A 23,226-nucleotide genomic window follows, 5' to 3' on the forward strand; every position below is an offset into this window, starting at 1 on the left:
CGTTAACATCCGATGTGCCGCCGGGGCCGTCCGCCGGTCCGGACGCCGTCATAGAACCGGCGCGCCGGATCGGGGCCGAAATAGGAATCATTGCTGGACTAGACGCACAGCGCCAAGGGATAGCGGCTGGTCCCCGCGGGGCGAGCCAGAGACGCCTCCAGTCCTGCGGCCCGGCCTCCGGCATCGGGAACGGCCACCGGTCATACCTGTTGTGGTTTGGCGCCAGCCCGGCCGATGCTATGGTCGACCGCAATCTCCGATGACAGGACGAGGATATTTCAGTGGCTGATGTTCATCCCGCGGCGGGCAAGCCGGCTTCGCCGAACGCGCTCGCCAACATTCCGCGGCTCGTGACGGCCTACTTCGCCGGCAATCCGGACGCGGCAGACCCGGCGCAGCGGGTGGCGTTCGGCACTTCGGGCCATCGCGGCACCTCGCTCAAGAACAGTTTCAACGAGGGGCACATCCTCGCGACGACGCAGGCGATCTGCGACTACCGGCAGGAAAAGGGGCTGACCGGTCCGCTCTTCATCGGCATCGACACCCATGCGCTGGCCGAACCGGCGCTCGTGAGTGCCGTGGAGGTGTTCGCGGCGAACGGCGTCGAGCTGATGATCGACAGGGATCACGGCTACACGCCGACGCCTGTCATCTCGCACGCGATCCTGACCTACAACAAGGGTCGCGCCAGCGGTCTCGCCGACGGCGTCGTCGTCACGCCCTCGCACAATCCGCCTGAGGATGGCGGCTACAAATACAATCCGCCGCATGGCGGCCCGGCCGACACCGATGTCACAGGTGTCGTCGAGAAGCGCGCCAACGCCTATCTCGCCGATGGGTTGAAAGGCGTGAAGCGCATGGACTATGCCAAGGCCCTGAAATCCTCGACCGTCCATGCCTACGACTACATGACCCCCTACGTCGCCGATCTCGGCAACGTCGTCGATCTCGAGCTCGTCAAATCTGCCGGCATCGCTATCGGCATCGATCCGCTCGGCGGCGCAGCCGTGCATTACTGGCATCCGATCATCGAGCGCTACGGCCTCAAGGCCACCGTGGTCAACGAGGCGATCGACGCGACCTTCCGCTTCATGACGGTCGACTGGGACGGCAAGATCCGCATGGACTGCTCCTCGCCTTACGCGATGGCGAGCCTGATCGCGATGCGCGACCGTTTCGACGTCGCCTTTGCCAACGATACCGACGCCGACCGTCACGGCATCGTCACCCGCACCGGCGGGTTGATGAACCCGAACCATTATCTGGCGACCGCGATCTCCTATCTGTTCGCGCACCGGCCGAACTGGCGCAAGGACGCCGCAATCGGCAAGACCGTGGTATCGAGCTCGATCATCGACCGCGTCGCCAAGAAGCTCGGCCGCAAGCTGGTCGAGACGCCGGTCGGCTTCAAATGGTTCGTCGACGGCCTCGTCACGGGGAGCTTCGGCTTCGGCGGCGAGGAGAGTGCAGGGGCCTCGTTCCTGCGCCGCGACGGCACGGTGTGGACCACCGACAAGGATGGCATCATCCTCGGCCTGCTGGCGGCCGAGATCATGGCGAAGACCGGCCGCGATCCGAGCCAGCTCTTTAATGATCTCACCGCCGAGTTCGGCGTCCCGCATTACGCGCGCATCGATGTTGCCGCGACCGGCCCACAGAAGAATATCCTGAAATCCGTCACGCCCGAGCAACTCGGCCTGAAGGATCTCGCCGGCGACCCCGTTCGCGCAACGCTGAGCAAGGCGCCCGGCAACGGCCAGCCGTTCGGCGGCATCAAGGTCGAGACCCATTTCGGCTGGTTCGCGGCGCGGCCGTCGGGCACCGAGGATGTGTACAAGATCTACGCCGAGAGTTTCCGCAGCACCGAGCATCTGAAGCGGATTCAGGAAGAAGCCCAGGCCGGGCTCGCGAAGGTGTTCGGGGGGTAACTGCCGGGGCGGAGCCCAAGACGCCCCTTCGAGAGAGCGTTTGCCGCATTCTCCGCTGTCATCACCCGCGAAAGCGGGTGATCCAGTACGCCGCGGCCGCCGTTACGTGAACGCAATGTCTGCCGCGGAGTACTGGATTCCCCGCTTTCGCGGGGAATGACAGCGATCCCTATTCTGTATACAACTTGCCATGATTAGGTATTATGGTAGGCCAAATAAGCCTTGAACGAATTTCTTCCTCCGCTATTGTATACATAACGCATACAACAGCCTTGGGAGATCGCCCATGACGAAACCCTTCCCCATGAACGCCTGGTACGCCGCCGCGTGGGATGCCGAGGTGAAGCCGGCGCTGTTGCCCCGGACGATCTGCGGCAAGCATGTCGTGATGTATCGGAAGGCCGACGGCTCGGTGACTGCGCTGGAGGATGCCTGCTGGCATCGCCTGGTGCCGTTGTCGAAGGGCCGGCTCGAAGGCGACACCGTCGTCTGCGGCTATCACGGCCTGAAATACAATGCGCAGGGGCGCTGCACCTTCATGCCCTCGCAGGAGACCATCAACCCGTCGGCCTGCGTCCGCGCCTATCCCGTGGTCGAGCGTCACCGCTACATCTGGCTCTGGATGGGCGATCCTGCGTTGGCTGATCCCGCGCTGGTGCCCGACATGCACTGGAATCACGATCCAGCCTGGGCCGGCGACGGCAAGACCATCCGCGTGAACTGCGACTACCGTCTCGTGCTCGACAATCTCATGGACCTCACCCACGAGACCTTCGTGCACGGCTCCTCGATTGGAAACGACGCCGTGGCCGAAGCGCCGTTCGACGTCACCCATGGCGAGAAGACGGTCACCGTGACGCGCTGGATGCGCGGCATCGAGGCGCCGCCGTTCTGGGCCAAGCAGCTCGGCAAGCCTGGTCTGGTCGACCGCTGGCAGATCATCCGTTTCGAGGCGCCCTGTACCATCGCCATCGACGTCGGCGTCGCGCCGGCAGGTACGGGCGCGCCCGAGGGCGACCGCTCGCAGGGCGTCAACGGCTTCGTGCTGAACACCATCACGCCCGAGACAGAGAAGACCTGCCATTATTTCTGGGCCTTCGTCCGCAATTACCGGCTCGGCGAACAACGCCTCACCACCGAGCTCCGCGAAGGCGTCTCCAGCATCTTCCGCGAGGACGAGCTGATCCTCGAGGCGCAGCAGCGCGCCATGGACGAGAACCCGGATCGCATCTTCTACAATCTCAACATCGATGCCGGCGCGATGTGGATGCGCAAGCTGATCGACAAGATGGTGGCGAAGGAAAACGGACCGCAGCATCTGCAGGCCGCGGAGTAGGGCATGGCCGAGGTCGACCGCTCCGTCTCGCAGACCGTGAAGGCGCAGCTCGCGCTCCGCGACCAGATATTGTCCGGATCGTTGCGGCCGGGCGAGCGCATCTCCGAGCTCCAGGCGGTGGAGACCACGGGTGCCTCGCGCACCCCGGTGCGCATGGCGTTGGTGCGGCTGGAGGAGGAGGGGTTGCTGGAGGCGATCCCCTCCGGCGGCTTCATGGTGAAGGCGTTCTCCGAACGCGACATCTCCGATTCCATCGAGCTCCGCGGCACGCTGGAGGGCCTCGCCGCACGCTTCGCCGCCGAGCGCGGCGTCACCGCGCGCGAGCTGGAGCCCTTGAAGGAATGCCATCTCGCAATCGATGATCTCCTGCGTCAGGTCCCGATCTCGATCGAGGCCTTCTCGGCCTATGTCACGCTGAACGCGCGCTTCCACGCGCTGCTGACCGAGCTCTCGCGCAGTCCGCCGCTGATCCGGCAGATCGACCGCGCCTCCGCGCTGCCGTTTGCCTCGCCCTCCGGCTTCGTGATGGCCCAGTCGGCGCTGCCGGAGGCGCAGCAGATCTTGATCATCGGGCAGGAACACCACCGCGTCGTGATCGATGCGATCGAGAACCGTGAGGGTGCGCGGGCCGAAGCGATCATGCGCGAGCACGCCCGGCTTGCGGTGCGCAATCTCCGCCTCGCACTGCGCAATCGCACCCATCTCGACCTCTTGCCGGCGCTCGCGCTGATCAAGACCACAACCGATTGAGGGCACCATGCGCTTCATCGAAACCTGGATTCCCGCAACGCTGGTCTCGACGCGCGATCTGTCGCCCGGCATCCGCGAATTCCTGATCAGGCCCGACCAGTTTGATGGCGCCGCCTATCCGGTCGGCAGCCACATCAATGTCAGCGTCACCATCCACGGCCAGCCGGAGACGCGGTCCTATTCACTGGTCGGTGAAGCGAGCCCGCAAGGCTACAGGATCGCGGTGCGCCGCGCCGAGGATTCCCGTGGCGGCTCGCGCTACATGTGGCAGCTGGCGCCGGGCGCGCGGCTCGACATCACGCGGCCGGCGTCGCTCGTCGCGGTCGACTGGGAGCGCGAAAACTATTGCCTGATCGCCGGCGGCATCGGCATCACCCCGATCCTCGGCGCTGCGCAGGCGCTGGCGCGCCGTGGATCGAAGGTCGCGCTGCACTATGCCGTGCGCGGGCGTGCGGATGGCGCCTATCTCGATGACCTCGCAAGCCTGCTGGGTGATCGGCTGGTCGTCCATGCCAGCGACGAAGGCAAGCGGCTCGATCTCGAGGCGCTGTTCGCCTCGCTGCCGAAGGGCACGCTTGCGCTGTTCTGCGGCCCGATGCGCATGCTCGATGCCGCCCGCCACGCCTGGATCGGCGCCGGCCATCCGCTGTCAGATCTGCGCTACGAGACCTTCGGCTCCAGCGGCTCGCTGCCGACCGAAGCCTTTCGCGTGCGCCTGAAGGACACCGATGTGGAGCTCGAGATTCCGCGCGAGCGTTCGATGCTCGACGTGCTCAACGCCAGCGGCTTTGAGGTGATATCCGACTGCAAGCGCGGCGAATGCGGCCTCTGCGCCATCGACGTCGTCGCCGTCGACGGCGAGATCGACCATCGCGACGTCTTCTTCAGCGATCACCAGAAGCAAAGCAACGCGAAGATCTGCGCCTGCGTCTCGCGGGCGAGGGGCACGATCACGGTGGATACGCTGCTGCGGGCCGATGTGGTGTGAGACGGAGCGCGATGTCTTGAAACCAAATGGATTCAGCTAGCAGCGACGCTCTCCTCGGTTCAGACCAGATGGACAACCTCTTGAGAGACCACACCTAGCCCTCCCCCACAAGGGGGAGGGAACGCACCTTCGTCCGAGATGGACTCGTCTCATCATTACCTACGCCGCGAAAATCGCCCGGAGCTTCCTCGCGGCAAGCAGCGCCTGCACGGCATCGGCCGACACCGGCCGGCCGATCAGATAGCCCTGCACCTCGTCGCAAGCGAACTGCCTGAGATAGTCGAGCTGGTCGGCGGTCTCGACGCCCTCCGCGACCACGCCGATGTTGAGGTCGCGCGCCAGCGAGATCACCGACTTGACGATCGCCGCGCAGTCCGGCTGCACCAGCATGTCGCGGATGAAGGACTGGTCGATCTTGATGCGGCTGAACGGCAGCTTGCGCAAATAGGTCAGCGAGGAGAAGCCGGTGCCGAAATCATCCAGCGCCACCGTGGCGCCGAGCTCCAGCAGCGCGTTCAGGACCGAGGCGACCGAGCCGTATTTCGACAGCAGCATCGATTCCGTGATCTCGATCTCGAGCCTGTCAGGCGCGACCCTGGCATCTGCCAGTGCCTGAACGATGGTCTGGAGAATGCCGGTGTTGTGAAACTGCGCCGCCGAGAAGTTGACGGCAACGCGGATGTCTTCCGGCCAGTCTGCAAGCGTCGCGCAGGCGCGCCTGATCACCCATTCGCCGATTTCGTGGATCAGCCCGGTTTCTTCCGCGATCGGGATGAACTCGCTCGGCGGCACCAGGCCGCGCGTGGGATGCTGCCAGCGCAATAGCGCCTCGAAACCGGTGATGCGGTTCTTGCCGAGATCGAGGAACGGCTGGAACACCAGAAACAGCTCGTCGCGCGCGACGGCGCCGGCGAGGTCCGCCTGCAACGCCTTGCGGTCGCGCGAGACCTTGTCGTCGGCCTCCTCGAAGAAGCAGATGGTGGCGGGGCCCGCCTTCTTGGCGCGATAGAGCGCGGCGTCGGCATTCTTCATGATGTCGAGCGGCATGTTGCCGTCGCGCGGTGCCAGCACGATGCCGACGCTGGTTGCACCTGATATCTCGCAGCCCTCGATCGGGAACGGTTCGTTGAAGGCCGCGACGAAGCGCTCGGCGATCTCGAGCGCATCCTCGGATCGCGTCATGTTGGCCATCACCAGCGCGAACTCGTCGCCGCCGATCCGCGCGACATGCTCGGCCGCGCGGGTGCAGCGTTGCAGGCGATTTGCGACCTGGACCAGGAATTCGTCGCCGGCGGGATGTCCGAAGCGGTCGTTGACCTCCTTGAAGCGGTCGAGGTCGAGCAGCAGCACCGCAAATTCCTCGCCTGACAGCGCGAGCCGCTTCAAGGCGGCATCGAGCGTCTCGTTGAAGGCGACGCGGTTGGACAGTTGCGTCAGCGGGTCCTGCCGCACCGTGCGCTCGGCCTCGATCTGCCGCATCACGCGCCGGGCGAAGGTGAACGAATTGACGAAAACGCCGCGCAGCAGCACGCTGCCATAGACCACGACGAGGAAGGCGATCAGCAGGAAGGCGAGGTCGCCGTTTCGGCTGAGGCAAATGGCGATGCCGACGAAGATGGGCGCGGTGAACGCGATGGCCGCGATCGGGATGGTGGCAAAGGCGAGCGCGCCGCCGGCCAGCATGCCTGCGCACAGGCACGTAATGACGAGCTGGCCGCCGCTGGACGCATCCGCGAAGAAGGCGGCGGGCACGATGCCCCAGGCGATGCCAAGCACGAAGGCGTTGCGCACCAGCCGATGGATGGCGCGGCGGGAGACGAATTGCGGTTTTGTGATCCTGCGCGAAGCATGCGACTGCACGCCGAACGCGATCGCGGCGCCCGCGACGATGACGGCCCAGACCAGCACGAAGGTCCGGTCGGGCGACGGCCACAGCGCAATCGCGAGTACGATGGCATTGCAGGCGTTGGCCAGCATGATTCCGCGCGAATAGCCCAGCACCAGCGACATCTGTTCGGCGCGGATATGCCCGGCAACGGTTTCGTCGGTTGCGGGACCGCCGAAGGCTGACAGATCGCCGGCAAACAGCCGCGCCACATAATTGGTGAGGTGAGTCCGCATTCCAGGGCCTGCAGCAAGGGCCGTTTGTCCGGCTCGGTCCCGAGAGTTCTCCGCAAACCTTTGACGAAATGTGAATTATCCCCGCTTGCCACGGGCTCCGTGACCACTTCGGTGTGTTCGGGTCATCGTATCGATAACAAATCGATACAAATGCGGTGCAGGCGACGGGATGGAACTTGCTCTCCGCCTTTTTACAGGAAGTCGTCATGCCCGGGCCTGTCCCGGGCATCCACGGAGTTTGTATCGCGAAGGGAGCGCGTGGACGGCCGGGTCGAGCCTGATGACGCTGGGGAGGTTTCGGTGCTCGGCCTGACTCAGCGCCCCAGCTGCTTCGGATCGTAGAAGAACCGCTCCTCGATCAGCTCATCGCCCCGCCAGGTCTGCCAGGCGATCTCTTCAAGCGTGCGCGTGACGCCTTCGGCATTGGTGAAGCTGAAGATCCAGCGCGAGGCGACATTGTCGCCCTCGATCAGGCTCGGCCCGATGCGGACCGCTTTGACCTGCTTCGACGCCGCCAGCACGCCGCGCTCCTTGGCGACGAGGTTGTCGCGGCCGACCGTCGGCGCGGTGTTGTTCTCGTAGGTGACGGCGTCGGGCGCATAGAATTGCTCGATCGCGCCGACGAAATCCCCGACCTCCAGACGCTGCGCAAAGGCTTCGACGATCTCACGGCTCGGCATGCGGCACCCCTTGATAAAACCGACTGTTGGTCGGTAAATACCGACCAGTGGTCGAAAAGTCAACTGGTGGCGCGGGGCGAATTGGATTAGGGAATCATCAGATCAGATCGACGTGCGACCGCGAAGGAGGTCGGCTCCCTCCCCCGCAAGCGGGAGAGGTTGAGCGAGCCTGCGGCCCGATCTGCGCGAGACAGGAACAGCATGGCAAAGCAGGCGGAACGGCGGGCGGCGACCTCGGAGGCGATCCTGGCGGCGGCGCGAAGGCTGTTCGGGACGCGGGGCTTTGCCGCGACCACGATGGACGAGATTGCGGGAGGCGCCGGCATCGCCAAGGGCGCGGTCTATCATCACTTCAAGACCAAGGAGGCGGTGTTCGAAGCGGTGTTCGACCTCGTCTCGCGTGATCTCGTGATCGAGATCGACAGCGCCGCGCGGGCCGAGAAGGACGTGCTCGCCGCGATGGTCGCCGGCACTCAGCATTATTTTGCCGCGACCGCCAAGGGCCCGACCGGCCAGATCATCCTGCGCGATGGACCCGCCGTGCTCGGCTGGGAGCGTTGGCGCGAGATTGACGCCAAGCACTTCGGCGGCAAGATGCCGCGCGCGTTGTCGGCCGCGATGGACGCCGGCCTGATCGCAAAGCAGCCGGTCGAGCCGCTGGCACGGCTGCTGCTCGGCGCAGTGACGGAGGCCGCGGTGGCCTGCGCCGGCCACGCCGATATCGCAAGGCCCGGCGCGGAATACGCCCGTGCGTTCAAGTCGCTGGTCGAGGCGCTGCGTGTCGCTGCATGATTGTGCTAGTGATAAGCCGGAAACGCCCACATCAACAAGAAGAACAATAGCGCATGAACGCAAATTCCGCCCTCGCACCATCTGATCCTGAATTCGACTACATCATCGTCGGTGCCGGCTCGGCCGGTTGCGTGCTTGCAAACCGCCTGTCGGCGAACGGCAAGCACAGCGTGCTGCTGCTGGAAGCCGGACCAAGGGATTCCAACATCTGGATCCACGTGCCGCTCGGCTACGGCAAGTTGTTCAAGGAGAAGACCGTCAACTGGATGTACCAGACCGAGCCGGAGCCCGAGCTGAAGGGGCGTCAGGTGTTCCAGCCGCGCGGCAAGACGCTGGGCGGATCGAGCTCGATCAACGGGCTGCTCTATGTGCGCGGCCAGCACGAGGATTACGATCGCTGGCGCCAGCACGGCAATGCCGGCTGGGGCTATGACGACGTGCTGCCCTATTTCAAGAAAGCGGAGAACCAGACGCGCGGCGCCGATCAATATCACGGCACCGGCGGTCCGCTGCCGGTCTCCAACATGATCGTGACCGATCCGCTGTCGAAAGCCTTCATCGACGCCGCGGTCGAAACCGGACTGCCCTACAACCCTGACTTCAATGGCGCCACGCAGGAGGGCGTCGGCCTGTTTCAGACCACCACGCGCAACGGCCGCCGCGCCTCGACGGCGGTGGCCTATCTCGGCCCCGCGAAGACGCGCGGCAATCTCAGGATCGAAACCGAGGCGCTCGGCCAGCGCGTGCTGTTCGAGGGCCGCCGCGCGGTCGGCGTCGAATACCGGCAAGGTGCGAACGTGCGCCGCGCGCGGGCGCGGAAAGAGGTCGTGCTGTCGAGCGGGGCCTACAATTCGCCGCAGCTGTTGCAGCTCTCCGGCGTCGGCCCCGCCGATCTCCTGCGCAAGCATGGCATTGACGTGGTGCTGGATGCGCAGGGCGTCGGCCACGATCTCCAGGACCACATGCAGGTCCGCATCGTGATGCGCTGCTCGCGGAAGATCACGCTCAACGACACCGTCAATCATCCGCTCCGCCGCACTCTCGCCGGCGCGCGCTATGCGCTGTTCCGCAAAGGCTGGCTGACGATCGCAGCCGGAACTGCGGGCGCCTTCTTCAAGACCAATCCGCGGCTGGCCTCGCCCGACATCCAGGTTCACTTCCTGCCGTTCTCGACCGACAAGATGGGCGAGCGGCTGCATGATTTTTCCGGATTCACGGCCTCGGTGTGCCAGCTCCGGCCCGAGAGCCGCGGCTCTTTGCGCATCAAAAGCGCGGACCCGACCGTGCCGCCGGAAATCCGCATCAACTACATGTCGACCGAAACCGACCGCACCACCAATGTCGAAGGCATCAAGATCCTGCGCAAGATCCTGAACGCGCCGGCGCTGAAGCCGTTCGTGGTCAGCGAGTACGATCCCGGGGCGAAGGTATCCACGGACGCGGAGATCCTGGATTATTGCCGCGAGCGTGGCAGCACCATCTACCATCCGACCTCGACCTGTCGTATGGGCAACGATGCGCTCGCGGTGGTGGACCAGCGGCTGAAGGTGAGGGGGCTCGAGGGCTTTCGCGTCGTCGACGGCTCTGTCATGCCGGACCTCGTGTCGGGGAACACCAACGCGCCGATCATCATGATCGCGGAAAAGGCGTCGGACATGATATTGCAGGATGCGCGGTAAAACCCGCGTCTGAAGAGGAATGGACGTGGCTACGCCTTTCAAGATCGGCACCCGCAAGAGCGCGATGGCGCTGGCCCAGACGGAAGAGATCGCGCGGCGCCTGACATCAGCCGTATCAGGTCTCGACGTCGAGATCGTCAAGTTCGACACTACGGGCGATCTGGACCAGACCAGCAAGCTGCTGCCCCATGGCGGCAAGGGCGGCGCCTTCGTGGCGCAGATCCGCGCCGCGGTGCTGTCGGGCGAGCTCCAGGCCGCGATGCATTCGCTGAAGGACATGCCCGGCAATGAAGACACGCCCGGCCTCGTCATCGGCGCCACGTTGTCACGCGATCCGCCCGGCGATGCCCTGGTGCTGCGCGAGGGCGTGACGCTGGACGCGCTACGCCGGTCCGGCGGCAAGGGTTTCAAGATCGGCACCAACGCCGTGCGCCGTGCGGCGTACGCGCGGCGGTTGTTTCCCGAGGTCGAAGTGATCCACTTCCGCGGCGCAGCCGATACGCGCGTGCGAAAGCTCGATAACAGCGAGCTGCAGAAGCTGCCGGACGGCGGTGCGGTCGGGCCAGCGGATGCGTTGATCATGGCGCGCTCCGGCCTCGATCGCGTCGGCCTATCCAGCCGCATCGCCTATGAGTTCACCGCCGCGGAGATGTTGCCGGCGGCCGGGCAGGGCATCGTCGCCGTCGAATGTGCCGCGCGGGACTGGGAGACGCGGCAAATCCTGTCATCGATCGACGATCCCGCTGCGCACGCCTGCGCCGATGCGGAGCGCGAAGTGCTGTGGCTGCTGAACGGTCACTGCAATTCGCCGGTGGCGGGCTTCTCGACCATCGCAGGCGACCAGATGTCGCTGACGGCCTCCGTGCTCGACCTCTCCGGCAACACCATCATCGAAGCCTCGCGCACGGGCCCCGCCAATCGGCCGCGCGAACTCGGTCGTAGCGTCGGACTGGATCTACTGGACAAGGGCGCCGCCGAGATCATCGAGCGCAGCCGGCCGCGATAGGGCGTGAAGTCACTGTCGCCGATGATGCCATCGTGCGCCTGTTTTGCCCGACGAGTCAAACGTCGTCTCTGCAGGGCTTATGAGAGCCCGAAGCGAATTCCTCAACGATTTGTACTGTGCATGGGGTTGTTTTCGCGTTCGTGTGCGGACTCAAGGGCGGCACAAAATTATCCGCGCACGCGCCTGATCATCTGCTCGACATGGGCGATCGGCGTCTCCGGCTGGATGCCGTGGCCGAGATTGAAGATGAAGCGCCCTTGCGCAAAGTTCGCCAGCACGTCGTCGACCGCGCGGTCGAGCGCCGCGCCGCCCGTGATCAGCGCCAGCGGATCGAGATTGCCCTGTACGGCGACCTTGCTCTGTACGCGCTCGCGGATGAAGGCGGGCTCGGCCGTCCAGTCGATGCTGACCGCATTGACGCCGGTCGCCTCGACGTAACCAGGCAATTGCGCGCCGGCACCGCGCGGGAAGCCGATGATCTTCGCGTCAGGCACTTTCGCGCGCACGCCTTCGACGATGCGCCGCGTCGGCTCGGTCGACCAGCGCGCGAACTCGGCCGGAGGCAGCATGCCGGCCCAGGTGTCGAAGATCTGCAGCGCGTCGGCGCCGGCCCCGAGCTGTGCCAGCAGGTAGCGGATCGAGTTCTCGACCAGCACGTCGATGATCTTCGCGAACGCCTCCGGATGCCGATAGGCCATCATGCGCGCCGGCGCCTGGTCGGGCGTACCGTGGCCCGCGACCATGTAGGTCGCAACCGTCCACGGCGCGCCGCAGAAGCCGATCAGCGCGATGTTCGGATCAAGCGCGCCGCGCACGATCTGCAGCGCCTCGAACACCGGCGCGAGCTTGCCGAAATCGGCCTGCGCGGCGAGGCTTGCGACCTTGGCGGGTTCATCCAGCGGCTCGAGCCGCGGACCCTCGCCGACCTCGAAGCGCACGGAACGGCCCAGCGCGTACGGGATCACGAGAATGTCGGAGAAGATGATCGCGGCATCGAAGCCGAACCGGCGGATCGGCTGCAGCGTGACTTCGGCGGCGAGCGCCGGATTGAAGCAGAGATCGAGGAAGCCGCCGGCCTTGGCGCGCAACTCGCGATATTCAGGCAGGTAGCGGCCGGCCTGCCGCATCATCCAGAGGGGCGGGACGGCTTGGCGCTGGCCGGAGAGCACGTCGATGAACGGCTTTGTCGCAGACTGGGGCACTGGCAATCCTGATGCAGATTTGGAGTTCCTGATACACCGCCAGAGGCTGGAGCGGAACAGGGGAACCAGCGCAAATGCGCCGCGTTGATCCCGCCAATGGAGGAAGAATTCCATGGCCCAGACATTCAATCCCGCGCCGCACGACAAGCACGCTGACGACTTGCGCGAAGCGCTCGCCGCAGATCGCCACGCCAAGCTCGACACCGGGCTGGAAGATACTTTCCCCGCTTCCGATCCCGTCAGCGCCACCCAGCCGACACCGTCGAAGGCTGATGCCGATGCCGACAATCCCTCGCTCTGGGACAAGGTCAAGTCGATCTTCAGCTAGATCCGCCGGTTTCCGATTGGCTTGCTAACACCTTGTTAGTGATCCGCCGAGGCCCCGGTCCGTAGGAGTACGGAAAAACCCGTAGATCAATGCGAATCCCGGCGCGCGCTTCAGGGTTCACTAAGACAAGCGGCAGAGTTTCCCTCTGTTGGAGATTCCTGTCGCATGAACGTCGTCTCACAGAGAGCCGGATGGAGCCGCCTGCCGTTGCGGGCGGCCGCGTTCGTCGTGCTCACCTGCGTGGCGATCCTCGGTGTCAGCGGCTGGCGTGAATGGGCCGCGCGGGACGCGGTGCTCAAGGGCGCCGAGACCGAGAGGGCGAACGTCGCCCGCTCCCTGACACAGCATGCCGAAGACAGCCTTGATCTGCTGGACTCCGGCGTCGTCGGCGTCGTCAGCCGTCTTGAGATGGATGGCGCCGATGCCGTCACGATCGGCAAGCTGCGCAACCTGCTCGAGGCCCGCAAGAAGGCGATCGACCGCGTCCACAGCCTCGCCATCATCGATGACCAGGGCAACTGGCTGACCTCGCCCGGGACAATCGCCTCGACGCTCAGCGACGACGCCTTCTTCCGTCACCACCAGCTCTCGCCCAAGCGCGAGGCCTATGTCGGCCACCCCGTGAAGAGCCTCGTCGACGGCGAATGGGTCGTGACCCTGTCGCGCCGCTTCAACAAGCCGGACGGCAGCTTTGGCGGCGTGGTGCTCGCGGCCATCGGCTCGCGCTATCTGTCGCATTTCTACGAGCAGTTCGAGATCGGCCGCAACAGCTCCGTCACGCTGCTGTACGGCGACGGCTCGATCATCGCGCGCAACCCGAACAACGAGAAGTTCGTCGGCCGCAATCTCGGCGATGCGCCGCTGTTCCGCGACGCCAGCCTGCAATGGCCGAGCGGCGCCTATCATTTCACCTCGCCGCTGGATGGCGCGGAGCGCGTCAGCTTCTTCAAGCGCAGCGGCCGTTATCCGCTCGTGCTGCTCGCGACCGTCGACAGAGAGGAGCTGCTCGCGCCGTGGCGGGCTGCTGCGATCTCTCGCATGCTCTACGTGCTCGCGCTGGTGCTGCTGATTGCGATCATCGGCGCTGTACTCGTGCGGCAATTGCAGCGCGGCCAGCGCATGGCGGCGGCACTGGTCGAGAAGGAGGCGCATTTCCGCCTGCTCGCGGAAGGGTCTAGCGATATGGTCACCCGCATCGGGCTCGACGAGCGGCTGCGCTACGTGTCTCCGTCGTCCAACCGCGTTGTCGGCTGGCGTCCCAATCAGCTCATCGGCACCGACGCGCTCGCCGGAATTCATCCGGAGGACAGGCCGCACGTCCAGGCCATCGTCGACGCCATGAAGCGAGGCGACGCAGAAGAAGCGCGCATCACTTATCGCAACGCGCACCGGCAGAAATCCGAGGTCTGGCTGGAATCGACCATGCGCGTCACGCGCAAGGACAACGGCAATGTCGACGGCGTGGTCTCGATCTCGCGCGACATCACCGAGCAGAAGAACCTGGAGACACGACTCGAGACGCTCGCGATCGAGGACAGCCTCACCGGCCTCGCCAACCGGCGCCGCTTCGACGAGCGGCTGAAGGAGGAATGGGCGCGCGCCTATCGCGACCGCACGAGCCTTGGACTCCTGATGATCGATGTCGATCACTTCAAGGCCTACAACGACGAATATGGCCACCCTGCGGGCGACGCCTGCCTACGCGTGGTTGCCAAGATCATCGCGGCCGAGATGCAGCGGGCCGGCGATCTCGCGGCCCGCTATGGCGGCGAGGAGTTCGCCATGCTGCTGCCGAATACCGATGCCGCCGGCGGTGCCCGGATCGGCGAGCGGATCCGCAGCGCCGTCCACGGTGCGGGCCTCGTTCATGCCTCCAATCCGGCGGCGGCTTGCGTCACCGTCTCGGTCGGCGGTGCGGCCTGCCGGCCGGCCTTCGAACGCACCGCGGGCACGGGAGCGCTGGTCGAGGCCGCCGACCGCGCGCTCTACGCCGCCAAGGACGCCGGCCGCAACAGGCTGATGATGTCGGGCGAGGTCATGAACCTGATGGCCAAGGCTTCCGGCGAGTAGAAGGCATCCGGTCGGTAGGCGTGCTCAATAATGTGGCGGGCGCTCGTTGGTCGGGCCCGGCGCATTCGCCTCGGCCTCTTGCAGTCGCTCGCTGAGCTGCGCCAGTTGTCGCGTCAGCCCGTCGATCTGCTTCCATTGCGCGGTGATGGTCTGGTTCAGGGTCTCGATGGTATCGTCCTGATACGCAAGACGCGTCTCCAGCGTGTCGATGCGCTCGGCGAGGGCCTTGATCTCATTTGTCACGTGTCGCGTCCTTGTTCCGTTCGCGCAAACCAGTTTCTCGCAGGCCATGGCCGAGCGACACGCGCTCGTCGAACACGAAGCATTCGCCGCGCCAGCGGCTTTGCGCCTCAGGCACCTGTTCGAGATATTTCAGGATCCCGCCCTTGAGGTGGTAGACCTCGGCAAAGCCGCGAGCCAGCAGATGTGCGCTCGCCTTCTCGCAGCGGATGCCGCCTGTGCAGAACATCGCGATACGCCGGTGTTTTGCCGGATCGAGTTTCTCGGCGGCAAAATCCTTGAATTGGCCGAAGCTCTTGATCTCGGGGTCGACTGCGCCCTCGAATGTCCCCATTGCCACCTCGAAGGCGTTGCGGGTGTCGAGCACCAGCATGTCGGGTGAGGCGATCAGCGCGTTCCACTCCGTCGCCTCGACATACGTGCCGACCCGCCGGGTCGGATCAGCGGCCGCGTCGCCCAGCGTGACGATCTCCCTCTTCAGCCGCACCTTAAGCCGGCCGAACGGCATTGCTTCCGCGGTCGAGCACTTCAATTCGAGATTGTTCAGCCTGCCGCCAAACATCGCCCCTTGCGCAAGCTCCTGGGCGAAGGCGTCAATGGCGTCGCTCGCGCCCGCGATGGTGCCGTTGATGCCCTCCTGGGCCAGGAGCACGCTGCCCTTGAGCGACAGACCGGCACAGAACGCACGCAGCGGCTCGCGCAGCTCGCGGTAATCGGGGAGGGCGGCGAATTGGTAGAAGGCGCAGACCTTGTAAGTCATGACGCCCGTTTATCAGGCGGCCCACGCTCAGAAAACCCGCAATGAGCAGGCCTATTCCCAGCGGATGGCAGCCATCTTCCTGGTATGCCAGCATTGCCCGGATGGGCCGGAATGTGTCATGTAACCCCGGTTTTTCCGGGATGGCGTGCCATCCGCGCCCACGGTCTGAGAGAGCAAGAATTCGATGAGAAATTTCCATTTCCCCGGCAGGTCCACGGTCCACGCCACCAACGCGATGGTGGCGACCTCGCATCCGCAGGCATCCCTTGCGGCGATCGAGGTGCTGCGCGAGGGCGGCACGGCGGTGGACGCGGCCGTCGCGGGCTCGGCGCTGCTCGGCGTGATCGAGCCGCAATCGACCGGCATCGGCGGCGACTGTTTTGCGCTGATCCAGCCGCGCGGCGAGGGCAGGATCATCGCCTATAACGGCTCCGGCCGCGCGCCGCAGGCGGCCAGCGCCGACTGGTATCTCGAGCGCAAGATCAACTCCGTGCCGTTGACGTCGGCGCATGCCGTTTCGATCCCCGGCGTGATCGATGCGTTCGCGACCGTACTGCGTGACCACGGCAAGTTCGGCTTCGACCGGCTGCTCCAGCCCGCGATCAAGGCGGCGGAAGAGGGCTACGTCGTCGCGCCTCGCATCGCATTCGATTGGAAGAACCAGTTCGAGAAGCTGAAGGGTGGCACCAACACCGTGCGTTACCTGCTGCCGGGCGGCAAGCCGCCGGTCGCCGGCGACGTCATTCGTCAGGCCGAGCTCGGCAACACGCTGCGCGCGATCGCGAAGGACGGCCGCGACGCCTTTTACAAGGGGCCGATCGCGGAGGACATGGTCGAGACCCTGCGCGGAATTGGCGGCCTGCACACCCTCGACGATTTCGCCGCGCACAGCACCGAGACGACGACGCCGATCGGCACCATGTACAAGGGCTACGACGTCTGGCAGTGCCCGCCGAACGGCCCAGGCCTCACTGCGCTGCTGATGCTCAACATCCTGTCGCGGTTCGACCTGACGAAGTATGCACCGCTCAGTATCGAACGCTTCCATCTCGAGGCGGAAGCCGCGCGCATCGCCTATATGCATCGCGAGCTGCACGTCGCCGATCCCGATCATATGCAGGTCGAAGTATCGAAGATCCTCGCCAGGGAATTCTGCGACGAGCACATCGCGAAGATCCGCATGGACGGCATGCTCGACCTGCCAAACGTCGCGCCCCCGATGAACCCCTCGACCATCTACATCACGGTCGTGGACAAGGACCGTAACGTCTGCTCGTTCATCAATTCAATCGCGCATTCCTTCGGCTCCGCGATCGTCTCGAACAAGACAGGCGTGCTGTTCCAGAATCGTGCCGGCGGCTTCCGCATCCAGCCCGGCCATCCCAATTGCATCGCCGGCGGCAAGCGGCCGCTGCACACGATCATGCCGAGCCTCATGACAAAGGGGGGCCGCTCGGTCATGCCGTTCGCCGTGATGGGTGGTCAGTACCAGCCCGTCGGCCAAACCCACGTCGTGACCAACATTCTCGATTATGGCTGCGACGTGCAGGAGGCGATCGATATGCCGCGGGGCCTGCATTACGAGGGCCAGTATCAGCTCGAGGACAGCGTCCCGGCCGATATCGTCCAGGGCTTGAAGAAGCTCGGCCACAACACCGCCAGCGTGGTCGGCCCGCTCGGCGGGGCCCAGGCGATCTGGATCGACTGGGACAAGGGTACTTTGACTGGCGGTTCCGACCCGCGCAAGGACGGCTGCGCGCTCGGCTATTGATCCCGCGCGAGGTTCCTTCGCAAGCAGATCAGGAAAAGTTGACGGAGGGCGACGCGGCATTCGCTGTGCCGCCCTTTTCCGTTCGGAACGGAGCTCATGGCCCCTCGTTGACCGGCGGCGGCGCAGGCGTGCGCTGCTTTGTCTTCGAAGCAGCGGAGGCCGTCCATGTCCGACAATTCAAGTTCCCGGCTACCGGGATTCGATCGGCGCGCGTTCATGGCCGGCGCCGCAGGCAGCGCGCTTGTTCCGATGACCGCGCGAGCGGGCGCGCTGGACGCGCCGGCGCCCGTGGCGCAGGATCCGGCGCTCCACGTTGAGGTCACGCTGCGGGTGAACGGCCAGGACAAGCGCCTGAGCCTCGACCCGCGCACCACCGTGCTGGACGCGCTGCGCGAACATCTCAAGCTCACCGGCAGCAAGAAGGGTTGCGACCACGGGCAGTGCGGCGCGTGCACAGTGCTGATCGGTGAGCGGCGCGTGGTGTCGTGCCTGACGCTCGCACTGGCGGCCGAAGGGCAGGAGATCGCGACGATCGAAGGACTTGCCACCGGCGATCAGCTGCACCCGATGCAGCAGGCTTTCATCGATAACGATGCGTTCCAGTGCGGCTATTGCACGCCCGGCCAGATCATGTCTGCCGTCGCTTGCGTCAAGGAGGGACACGCGAGCAGCGATGCCGACATCCGCGAATATATGAGCGGCAACATCTGCCGCTGCGCCGCTTACCCGAACATCGTCGCCGCCGTGAAGCAGGCCGCGCCCGAGATCATGAAAGGCTAGGCGATGCGACCGTTTTCTTATCAGAGAGCGACGGACCCCGATATGGCCGTGAAGGCGCTCGGCGCCGCTGCGGCCGTCGACAATCCGCTGACCCGAGCCATGGTCCAGCCGCTCGCCGGCGGCACCACGCTGATCGACTTGATGAAGCTCGACGTCATGCGGCCTGCCGCAATCGTCGATATCAATCCGCTCGCGCAGGGCTGGTCGGCGATCGATCCGGGCGCTGCGGACCTGCGGCTTGGCGCGCTCGCAAAAATGTCTGACGTCGCCGCGAACGGCGAGATCCAGCGCAACTATCCGGTCATCGCCAACTCATTGAAGCTTGCGGCCAGCGCCCAGCTGCGCAACATGGCGACGCTCGGCGGTAACGTCTTGCAGCGGACGCGTTGCCCTTATTTCCGCGATGTCTCCTACGAGAATTGCAACAAGCGCAATCCCGGCTCCGGCTGTGCCGCGATGCACGGCGTCAACCGCATGCATGCGGTGCTCGGCGTTTCGGATCAGTGCATCGCCACCTATCCCGGCGATTTCGCTCAGGCGCTGATCGCGCTGGATGCCACGGTCGAGATTACCGACAGGTCCGGCACCCGCAGCATGCCCTTTGCAGAGCTGCACAAGGCACCCGGCAACACGCCCGAGATCGAGACCACACTACAATCGGGCGAGCTGATTTCAGCCTTCGTCGTTCCCGGCCGCTGGCCGCGCTCGGTCTACCTCAAGGCGCGCGATCGGCAATCGTACGAGTTCGCGCTCTCGTCAGCCGCGGTCGCACTCGATGTGCAGGACGGCGCGATCAAGGATGCGCGTGTCGCGCTGGGCGGTGTCGCGACGGTGCCGTGGCGGTCGCGCGAGGCGGAGGCGCTGCTGAAGGGACAGACCTTCGATGATGGTCTGGCAGAGCGCGCCGCCGAGGCTGCCTTCGCGGACGCCCGGGGGCGCCAATACAACAATTTCAAGATCGCGCTCGGCAAGCGCGTGGTGGCGCGCGCGCTCCAGCAGGCCGTAACGATGGAGATCTGACCATGACCGCAGCTGCTCCCGAGCCCAAGGCGAATATGGGCCAGCCCGTGCCGCGCTATGATGCGGTCGCAAAGGTTACGGGGCGCGCCACGTACGGGTCCGATATGCCGCTGGACAATCCGGCGTATGCGTTCCTGGTCACGAGCGCAATTGCCAAAGGCCGGATCAATAGTCTTGACCTCGACGATGCCAAACGCGTCCGTGACGTGATCGACATCATCACGCACGAGAACGCCCCTGATCTGAAGGAGTCAAAACTCTTCAGCAATGGCGGCTATGCAGGTACCACGATCCAGCCGCTGAAATCGACCGACATCGCGCATGACGGCGAGATCGTTGCCGTGGTCATTGCAGAGACCTACGAGGCGGCGCGTGAGGCCGCCAACCGTGTCAAGGTCAGCTACACCGCGGCCACCCCGAGCGCGAGCTTCGACTCGCCGGGAACGACGAAAGCCGCTGCGAAGGGGCAGAATGCGCAATTCAAGGAAGACCCGCAAGTCGGCGACTTCGCGAAGGCGTTCGACGAGGCCGAGGTGAAGGTCGATGCTGCCTACGAGACGCCGACGCAGCACCACAATCCGATGGAGCTGTTTTCGACGAGCTGTGTCTGGATGGGCGACGATCTCGTCATCTATGAGCCCAGCCAATACGTCTACGGTCTGAAGAACGGCGTGGCCGAGCAGCTTGGCATCGACGCTGACAAGGTGAGGGTGGTCAATCCCTATGTCGGCGGCGGCTTTGGCTCGCGCGGCTCCATGACGCCGCGGACCGCCATCATCGCCGGCATAGCGAAGCGGCTGAACCGGCCGATCAAGCTTGTCCCGACCCGCGACCAGGGCTTTACTATCGCGACCTATCGCGCCGAGACGCGGCATGGGATCAAGCTCGGCGCGAGCCGGGATGGGAAGCTGGTCGCCCTCAGGCACGAGGGCGCCGAAGTGTCCTCCCGCGCCGATCCCTATTGCGTCGGCGGCACCAAGACCACGACACGTCTCTATGCCTGCCCGAATGTCGACAGCCTGGTGTCGATCGTGCGTGCCGACCGCAACACGCCCGGCTTCATGCGCTCGCCGCCGGAGGTGCCCTATATGTTCGCGCTGGAGAGCGCGATGGATGAGCTCGCCGTCAAGCTCGACATGGACCCGATCGAGCTCCGTCGCGTCAACGACACGACCAGCGAGCCGATCGCTGGCAAGCCCTATACCTCCCGATCGCTGATGGAGTGTTTCGACGAGGCTGCGAAAGCTTTCGGCTGGTCGCAGCGCTCGGCGGCGCCGAAATCGATGTCAGATGGCGACTGGCTTATCGGCTATGGCTGCGCGGCGGCCTGCTACCCGACGCAGATGGCGCCATCGGCGGCGCGCGTGCGCCTCCAGCGTGATGGCCGCACCCGCGTCGAGATCGCCGGCCACGAGATCGGCACGGGCGCCTACACAGTCATCGCACAGACAGCGGCGGAGCGGCTCGGCGTTCCCCTGGACAAGGTGGCCGTCTTTGTCGGCGACAGCGACCTGCCGCCGGCTCCTGTCGCGGGCGGCTCCAACTCGACGGCCAGCACCTGCTCGGCAGTGATGATGGTGTGTGACCAGATCCGCCAGCGCCTGTTCAAGGCGGTGATGCCAAAGGAGAGTCTCACCGATAAGGCCAAGGAAACGGTTGGCATCGGCCGGACGCCGACGGTGCAGGCGACGAAGAGCGACCGTCCTCTCGATCTGGAGAAGGCCTTCAACGCACTTGGTGTCGGCGTTGTCGAGGAATATGGCGAGTGGAAACCGGAGGGTGCCCCGCCGGATTCCTTCAAGGCCATGCACGCTGGACATGCGCGGCTCGTCGGCGGCGCCGCGATGAAGGACAAGATCGCTTACGCCTTCGGGGCGGAGTTCGTCGAAGTCCGCGTCAACCGATTCACGCACGAGATCCGTGCGCCACGCCTGGTCGGCGCCTTCGCAGCCGGCCGTATCATGAATCCGCGCACGGCCCGCAGCCAGCTGATGGGAGGCCTGATCTGGGGCATGTCGTCGGCGCTGCTGGAAGCGACCGAGATCGACCAGCGTAATGCGCGTTACGTCAACGACAATCTTGCCGACTACCTCGTGCCCGTGAATGCCGACGTCGAAGGTGTCGAGGTGATCCTGCTCTCCGAGCAGGACGATCACATCAATCCGGCAGGGGCGAAGGGACTTGGCGAACTCGCCAATGTCGGGACCAATGCCGCCATCTGCAACGCGATCTATCACGCCACCGGCCAGCGCATCCGCAAGCTGCCGGTGCGGCTGGAAAATATCGAGGTTTGAGGGGTGGAAACGGCGTCGGGCTTGCGGTAGACACCTTCCGCCTCAAACGGAAGGTGTTCTATGCAGCGTTTTCAACGCGCACTCCTCGCCATCATCTCGGCACTCGCGATCACCCTGATCGGTAGCGTGTCGACGTTCGTCTCCACCACGGCATCGGCCCAGACCGCAGGAAAACCCATGACAACAGCTTCAGGCTTGCAAACCATCGACCATGTCGTCGGCACCGGCGCTTCGCCGAAGCCGGGCCAGATCTGCGTGATGCACTATACCGGGTGGCTCTACGAGAATGGCCAAAAGGGCAAGAAGTTCGATAGCTCCGTCGATCGCAACGAGCCGTTCGAATTCCCCATCGGCAAGGGCCGTGTCATCGCCGGCTGGGACGAGGGCGTCGCCACGATGAAGGTCGGCGGCAAGCGCACGCTGATCATCCCGCCGCAGCTCGGCTACGGCGCGCGCGGTGCCGGCGGCGTGATCCCGCCGAACGCGACGTTGATGTTCGACGTGGAATTGCTTGCGGTGAAGTGAGCGAAGATCGCCGCAAACAAAAAGACCGGCCTTGCGGCCGGTCTTTTCATTTCGGTTCAGTGCGTGTTATTCAGTCGAGCGACGTGCTGACGCTGCCGCGCGATCGATTGCATCCTTCGCTGCGTCCTTGGCATCACCCATCGCCTTCTGGCCCTTGCCCTTCACTTCCTGGACCGCGCCTTCGCCTTGCAGACGCTCGGAACCGGTGGCTTCACCGATGCCCTGCTTGGCCTTGCCGATGGCCTCGTTGGCGTTGCCCTTGATCTTGTCACTAGTGCTGCCCATGAAACTCTCCTTGCAGATTGCTCGCGAGAACAACGCCCGGCGGCCATGAGAGTTCCGAATTTGCTATGGCCTGCAGCCGAGGCATTGGTTAGTTTCGCCGGCACGGAACCAACAGAAAGAAAAGCCCATGACCGGCCATGACCATTCGCATTCCCACCATGACCACGATCATCATGACGATCGCTGGAAACATGACGGCGTGCGCGTCATTCCCGGTAACCAGCTCGATACCAATGTGCCCTCGACCGCAGGCATGGACCGCGCAGCTGCGATCAATTTCGCGCGCGTTGGCGCGCAGAAATTGTGGGCGGGCACCGTCAGCATCAAGCCCGCTGCCAAGACCGGCGCACATCACCACGGGCATCTGGAAAGTGTCATCTACGTGGTCAAGGGCAAGGCGCGGATGCGCTGGGGCGAGAGCCTGCAATTCACCGCCGAAGCCGGCCCCGGCGATTTCATCTTCGTGCCGCCCTACGTGCCGCACCAGGAGATCAATGCCAGTCCCGACGAGGTGCTGGAATGCGTGCTGGTCCGCAGCGACGGCGAGGCGGTCGCGATCAATCTCGACATCGAGCCGGTCGAGAAACCCGAGACCGTGCTGTGGGTCGATCCGATCCACCGGGATCCCAACGAGAAGAAGTAATGCTGGCGGCCGGCCGGCGGTCCGACAG

At 64.9% G+C, this 23,226-nt stretch carries 21 protein-coding genes; 15 read left to right on the forward strand and 6 right to left on the reverse strand.

The window, feature by feature from the left end:
• The first annotated feature begins 281 nt into the window (after positions 1 to 281).
• From pgm to ACVIIW_RS18235, 4 genes are all read left to right on the forward strand, one after another.
• Complete coding sequence (pgm, locus tag ACVIIW_RS18220; RefSeq protein WP_456701975.1) at positions 282 to 1,928, forward strand: phosphoglucomutase (alpha-D-glucose-1,6-bisphosphate-dependent); 1,647 nt, start codon at positions 282 to 284, stop codon at positions 1,926 to 1,928.
• 286 nt (positions 1,929 to 2,214) lie between these two features.
• Entirely contained in the window at positions 2,215 to 3,264 is a 1,050-nt protein-coding gene (locus ACVIIW_RS18225) for an aromatic ring-hydroxylating dioxygenase subunit alpha (RefSeq protein WP_456701692.1), read from the forward strand.
• A 3-nt stretch (positions 3,265 to 3,267) separates the two neighbouring features.
• Entirely contained in the window at positions 3,268 to 4,014 is a 747-nt protein-coding gene (locus ACVIIW_RS18230) for a GntR family transcriptional regulator (RefSeq protein WP_456701976.1), read from the forward strand.
• A gap of 7 nt (positions 4,015 to 4,021) precedes the next feature.
• Entirely contained in the window at positions 4,022 to 5,002 is a 981-nt protein-coding gene (locus ACVIIW_RS18235; RefSeq protein WP_456701977.1) for a PDR/VanB family oxidoreductase, read from the forward strand.
• Positions 5,003 to 5,161: 159 nt separating this feature from the next.
• Here the strand turns inward: ACVIIW_RS18235 and ACVIIW_RS18240 are convergent, their stop codons facing one another.
• Complete coding sequence (locus ACVIIW_RS18240; protein ID WP_456701978.1) at positions 5,162 to 7,123, reverse strand: putative bifunctional diguanylate cyclase/phosphodiesterase; 1,962 nt, start codon at positions 7,121 to 7,123, stop codon at positions 5,162 to 5,164.
• 314 nt (positions 7,124 to 7,437) lie between these two features.
• Positions 7,438 to 7,803: a YybH family protein gene (locus ACVIIW_RS18245; protein ID WP_456701979.1), complete on the reverse strand. Its 366-nt coding sequence runs from the start codon at positions 7,801 to 7,803 to the stop codon at positions 7,438 to 7,440.
• A 201-nt stretch (positions 7,804 to 8,004) separates the two neighbouring features.
• Between ACVIIW_RS18245 and ACVIIW_RS18250 the strand changes: the two genes are divergently transcribed.
• The 3 genes from ACVIIW_RS18250 to hemC are packed head-to-tail and all read left to right on the forward strand — an operon-like array spanning position 8,005 to position 11,280.
• Positions 8,005 to 8,595 carry a TetR/AcrR family transcriptional regulator gene (locus tag ACVIIW_RS18250; RefSeq protein ID WP_456701980.1) on the forward strand — a complete coding sequence of 197 codons (591 nt, stop codon included), beginning with the start codon at positions 8,005 to 8,007 and terminating at the stop codon, positions 8,593 to 8,595.
• A 53-nt stretch (positions 8,596 to 8,648) separates the two neighbouring features.
• Positions 8,649 to 10,274 carry a GMC family oxidoreductase gene (locus tag ACVIIW_RS18255; RefSeq protein WP_456701981.1) on the forward strand — a complete coding sequence of 542 codons (1,626 nt, stop codon included), beginning with the start codon at positions 8,649 to 8,651 and terminating at the stop codon, positions 10,272 to 10,274.
• A 25-nt stretch (positions 10,275 to 10,299) separates the two neighbouring features.
• Positions 10,300 to 11,280 (forward strand): hydroxymethylbilane synthase, encoded by a 981-nt coding sequence (hemC, locus tag ACVIIW_RS18260; RefSeq protein ID WP_456701982.1) that lies wholly within the window; start codon positions 10,300 to 10,302, stop codon positions 11,278 to 11,280.
• Between the two features lie 167 nt (positions 11,281 to 11,447).
• On the opposite strand, the gene hemE is transcribed toward hemC, so the two are convergent.
• Complete coding sequence (gene hemE, locus ACVIIW_RS18265) at positions 11,448 to 12,482, reverse strand: uroporphyrinogen decarboxylase (RefSeq protein WP_456701983.1); 1,035 nt, start codon at positions 12,480 to 12,482, stop codon at positions 11,448 to 11,450.
• A gap of 112 nt (positions 12,483 to 12,594) precedes the next feature.
• On the opposite strand from hemE, the gene ACVIIW_RS18270 reads away from it, so the two are divergent.
• Together ACVIIW_RS18270 and ACVIIW_RS18275 are read left to right on the forward strand one after the other, a co-directional pair.
• Positions 12,595 to 12,810: a hypothetical protein gene (locus tag ACVIIW_RS18270; protein WP_456701984.1), complete on the forward strand. Its 216-nt coding sequence runs from the start codon at positions 12,595 to 12,597 to the stop codon at positions 12,808 to 12,810.
• A gap of 165 nt (positions 12,811 to 12,975) precedes the next feature.
• Positions 12,976 to 14,880, forward strand: a complete 1,905-nt coding sequence (locus ACVIIW_RS18275; RefSeq protein WP_456701985.1) for a diguanylate cyclase — start codon at positions 12,976 to 12,978, stop codon at positions 14,878 to 14,880.
• 24 nt (positions 14,881 to 14,904) lie between these two features.
• Here the strand turns inward: ACVIIW_RS18275 and ACVIIW_RS18280 are convergent, their stop codons facing one another.
• Complete coding sequence (locus ACVIIW_RS18280) at positions 14,905 to 15,123, reverse strand: SlyX family protein (protein ID WP_456701986.1); 219 nt, start codon at positions 15,121 to 15,123, stop codon at positions 14,905 to 14,907.
• On the reverse strand, positions 15,113 to 15,880 hold the full coding sequence (gene trhO, locus ACVIIW_RS18285) for an oxygen-dependent tRNA uridine(34) hydroxylase TrhO (RefSeq protein ID WP_456701987.1): 768 nt from the start codon (positions 15,878 to 15,880) through the stop codon (positions 15,113 to 15,115). Before trhO ends, ACVIIW_RS18280 begins: the two co-directional genes overlap by 11 nt.
• 184 nt (positions 15,881 to 16,064) lie before the next feature.
• Between trhO and ggt the strand changes: the two genes are divergently transcribed.
• From ggt to ACVIIW_RS18310, 5 genes are all read left to right on the forward strand, one after another.
• Positions 16,065 to 17,651 (forward strand): gamma-glutamyltransferase, encoded by a 1,587-nt coding sequence (ggt, locus tag ACVIIW_RS18290; protein WP_456701988.1) that lies wholly within the window; start codon positions 16,065 to 16,067, stop codon positions 17,649 to 17,651.
• Between the two features lie 216 nt (positions 17,652 to 17,867).
• Complete coding sequence (locus ACVIIW_RS18295; protein ID WP_456701989.1) at positions 17,868 to 18,431, forward strand: (2Fe-2S)-binding protein; 564 nt, start codon at positions 17,868 to 17,870, stop codon at positions 18,429 to 18,431.
• 3 nt (positions 18,432 to 18,434) lie between these two features.
• Positions 18,435 to 19,451: an FAD binding domain-containing protein gene (locus ACVIIW_RS18300; protein ID WP_456701990.1), complete on the forward strand. Its 1,017-nt coding sequence runs from the start codon at positions 18,435 to 18,437 to the stop codon at positions 19,449 to 19,451.
• Between the two features lie 2 nt (positions 19,452 to 19,453).
• Positions 19,454 to 21,745 carry a xanthine dehydrogenase family protein molybdopterin-binding subunit gene (locus tag ACVIIW_RS18305; protein ID WP_456701991.1) on the forward strand — a complete coding sequence of 764 codons (2,292 nt, stop codon included), beginning with the start codon at positions 19,454 to 19,456 and terminating at the stop codon, positions 21,743 to 21,745.
• Positions 21,746 to 21,805: 60 nt separating this feature from the next.
• Complete coding sequence (locus ACVIIW_RS18310) at positions 21,806 to 22,270, forward strand: FKBP-type peptidyl-prolyl cis-trans isomerase (RefSeq protein ID WP_092227328.1); 465 nt, start codon at positions 21,806 to 21,808, stop codon at positions 22,268 to 22,270.
• A gap of 66 nt (positions 22,271 to 22,336) precedes the next feature.
• Here ACVIIW_RS18310 and ACVIIW_RS18315 read toward each other — a convergent pair whose 3' ends face one another.
• Entirely contained in the window at positions 22,337 to 22,555 is a 219-nt protein-coding gene (locus tag ACVIIW_RS18315) for a CsbD family protein (protein WP_456701992.1), read from the reverse strand.
• A 127-nt stretch (positions 22,556 to 22,682) separates the two neighbouring features.
• Between ACVIIW_RS18315 and ACVIIW_RS18320 the strand changes: the two genes are divergently transcribed.
• The gene (locus ACVIIW_RS18320) at positions 22,683 to 23,198 is read left to right on the forward strand and encodes a cupin domain-containing protein (RefSeq protein WP_456701993.1); all 516 of its coding nucleotides are present in this window, start codon (positions 22,683 to 22,685) and stop codon (positions 23,196 to 23,198) included.
• Positions 23,199 to 23,226 lie beyond the last annotated feature (28 nt).

It is taken from the genome of Bradyrhizobium sp. USDA 4449, assembly GCF_054056275.1.

Bases quoted from the DNA above. Each gene is read 5' to 3' on its own strand.
- ACVIIW_RS18225 (WP_456701692.1), top strand. From the start codon at position 2,215: ATGACGAAACCCTTCCCCATGAACGCCTGGTACGCCGCCGCGTGGGAT.
- ACVIIW_RS18230 (WP_456701976.1), top strand. From the start codon at position 3,268: ATGGCCGAGGTCGACCGCTCCGTCTCGCAGACCGTGAAGGCGCAGCTC.
- ACVIIW_RS18235 (WP_456701977.1), top strand. From the start codon at position 4,022: ATGCGCTTCATCGAAACCTGGATTCCCGCAACGCTGGTCTCGACGCGC.
- ACVIIW_RS18240 (WP_456701978.1), bottom strand. From the start codon at position 7,123: ATGCGGACTCACCTCACCAATTATGTGGCGCGGCTGTTTGCCGGCGAT.
- ACVIIW_RS18245 (WP_456701979.1), bottom strand. From the start codon at position 7,803: ATGCCGAGCCGTGAGATCGTCGAAGCCTTTGCGCAGCGTCTGGAGGTC.
- ACVIIW_RS18250 (WP_456701980.1), top strand. From the start codon at position 8,005: ATGGCAAAGCAGGCGGAACGGCGGGCGGCGACCTCGGAGGCGATCCTG.
- ACVIIW_RS18255 (WP_456701981.1), top strand. From the start codon at position 8,649: ATGAACGCAAATTCCGCCCTCGCACCATCTGATCCTGAATTCGACTAC.
- ACVIIW_RS18270 (WP_456701984.1), top strand. From the start codon at position 12,595: ATGGCCCAGACATTCAATCCCGCGCCGCACGACAAGCACGCTGACGAC.
- ACVIIW_RS18275 (WP_456701985.1), top strand. From the start codon at position 12,976: ATGAACGTCGTCTCACAGAGAGCCGGATGGAGCCGCCTGCCGTTGCGG.
- trhO (WP_456701987.1), bottom strand. From the start codon at position 15,880: ATGACTTACAAGGTCTGCGCCTTCTACCAATTCGCCGCCCTCCCCGAT.
- ggt (WP_456701988.1), top strand. From the start codon at position 16,065: ATGAGAAATTTCCATTTCCCCGGCAGGTCCACGGTCCACGCCACCAAC.
- ACVIIW_RS18295 (WP_456701989.1), top strand. From the start codon at position 17,868: ATGGCCGGCGCCGCAGGCAGCGCGCTTGTTCCGATGACCGCGCGAGCG.
- ACVIIW_RS18300 (WP_456701990.1), top strand. From the start codon at position 18,435: ATGCGACCGTTTTCTTATCAGAGAGCGACGGACCCCGATATGGCCGTG.
- ACVIIW_RS18305 (WP_456701991.1), top strand. From the start codon at position 19,454: ATGACCGCAGCTGCTCCCGAGCCCAAGGCGAATATGGGCCAGCCCGTG.
- ACVIIW_RS18310 (WP_092227328.1), top strand. From the start codon at position 21,806: ATGCAGCGTTTTCAACGCGCACTCCTCGCCATCATCTCGGCACTCGCG.
- ACVIIW_RS18315 (WP_456701992.1), bottom strand. From the start codon at position 22,555: ATGGGCAGCACTAGTGACAAGATCAAGGGCAACGCCAACGAGGCCATC.
- ACVIIW_RS18320 (WP_456701993.1), top strand. From the start codon at position 22,683: ATGACCGGCCATGACCATTCGCATTCCCACCATGACCACGATCATCAT.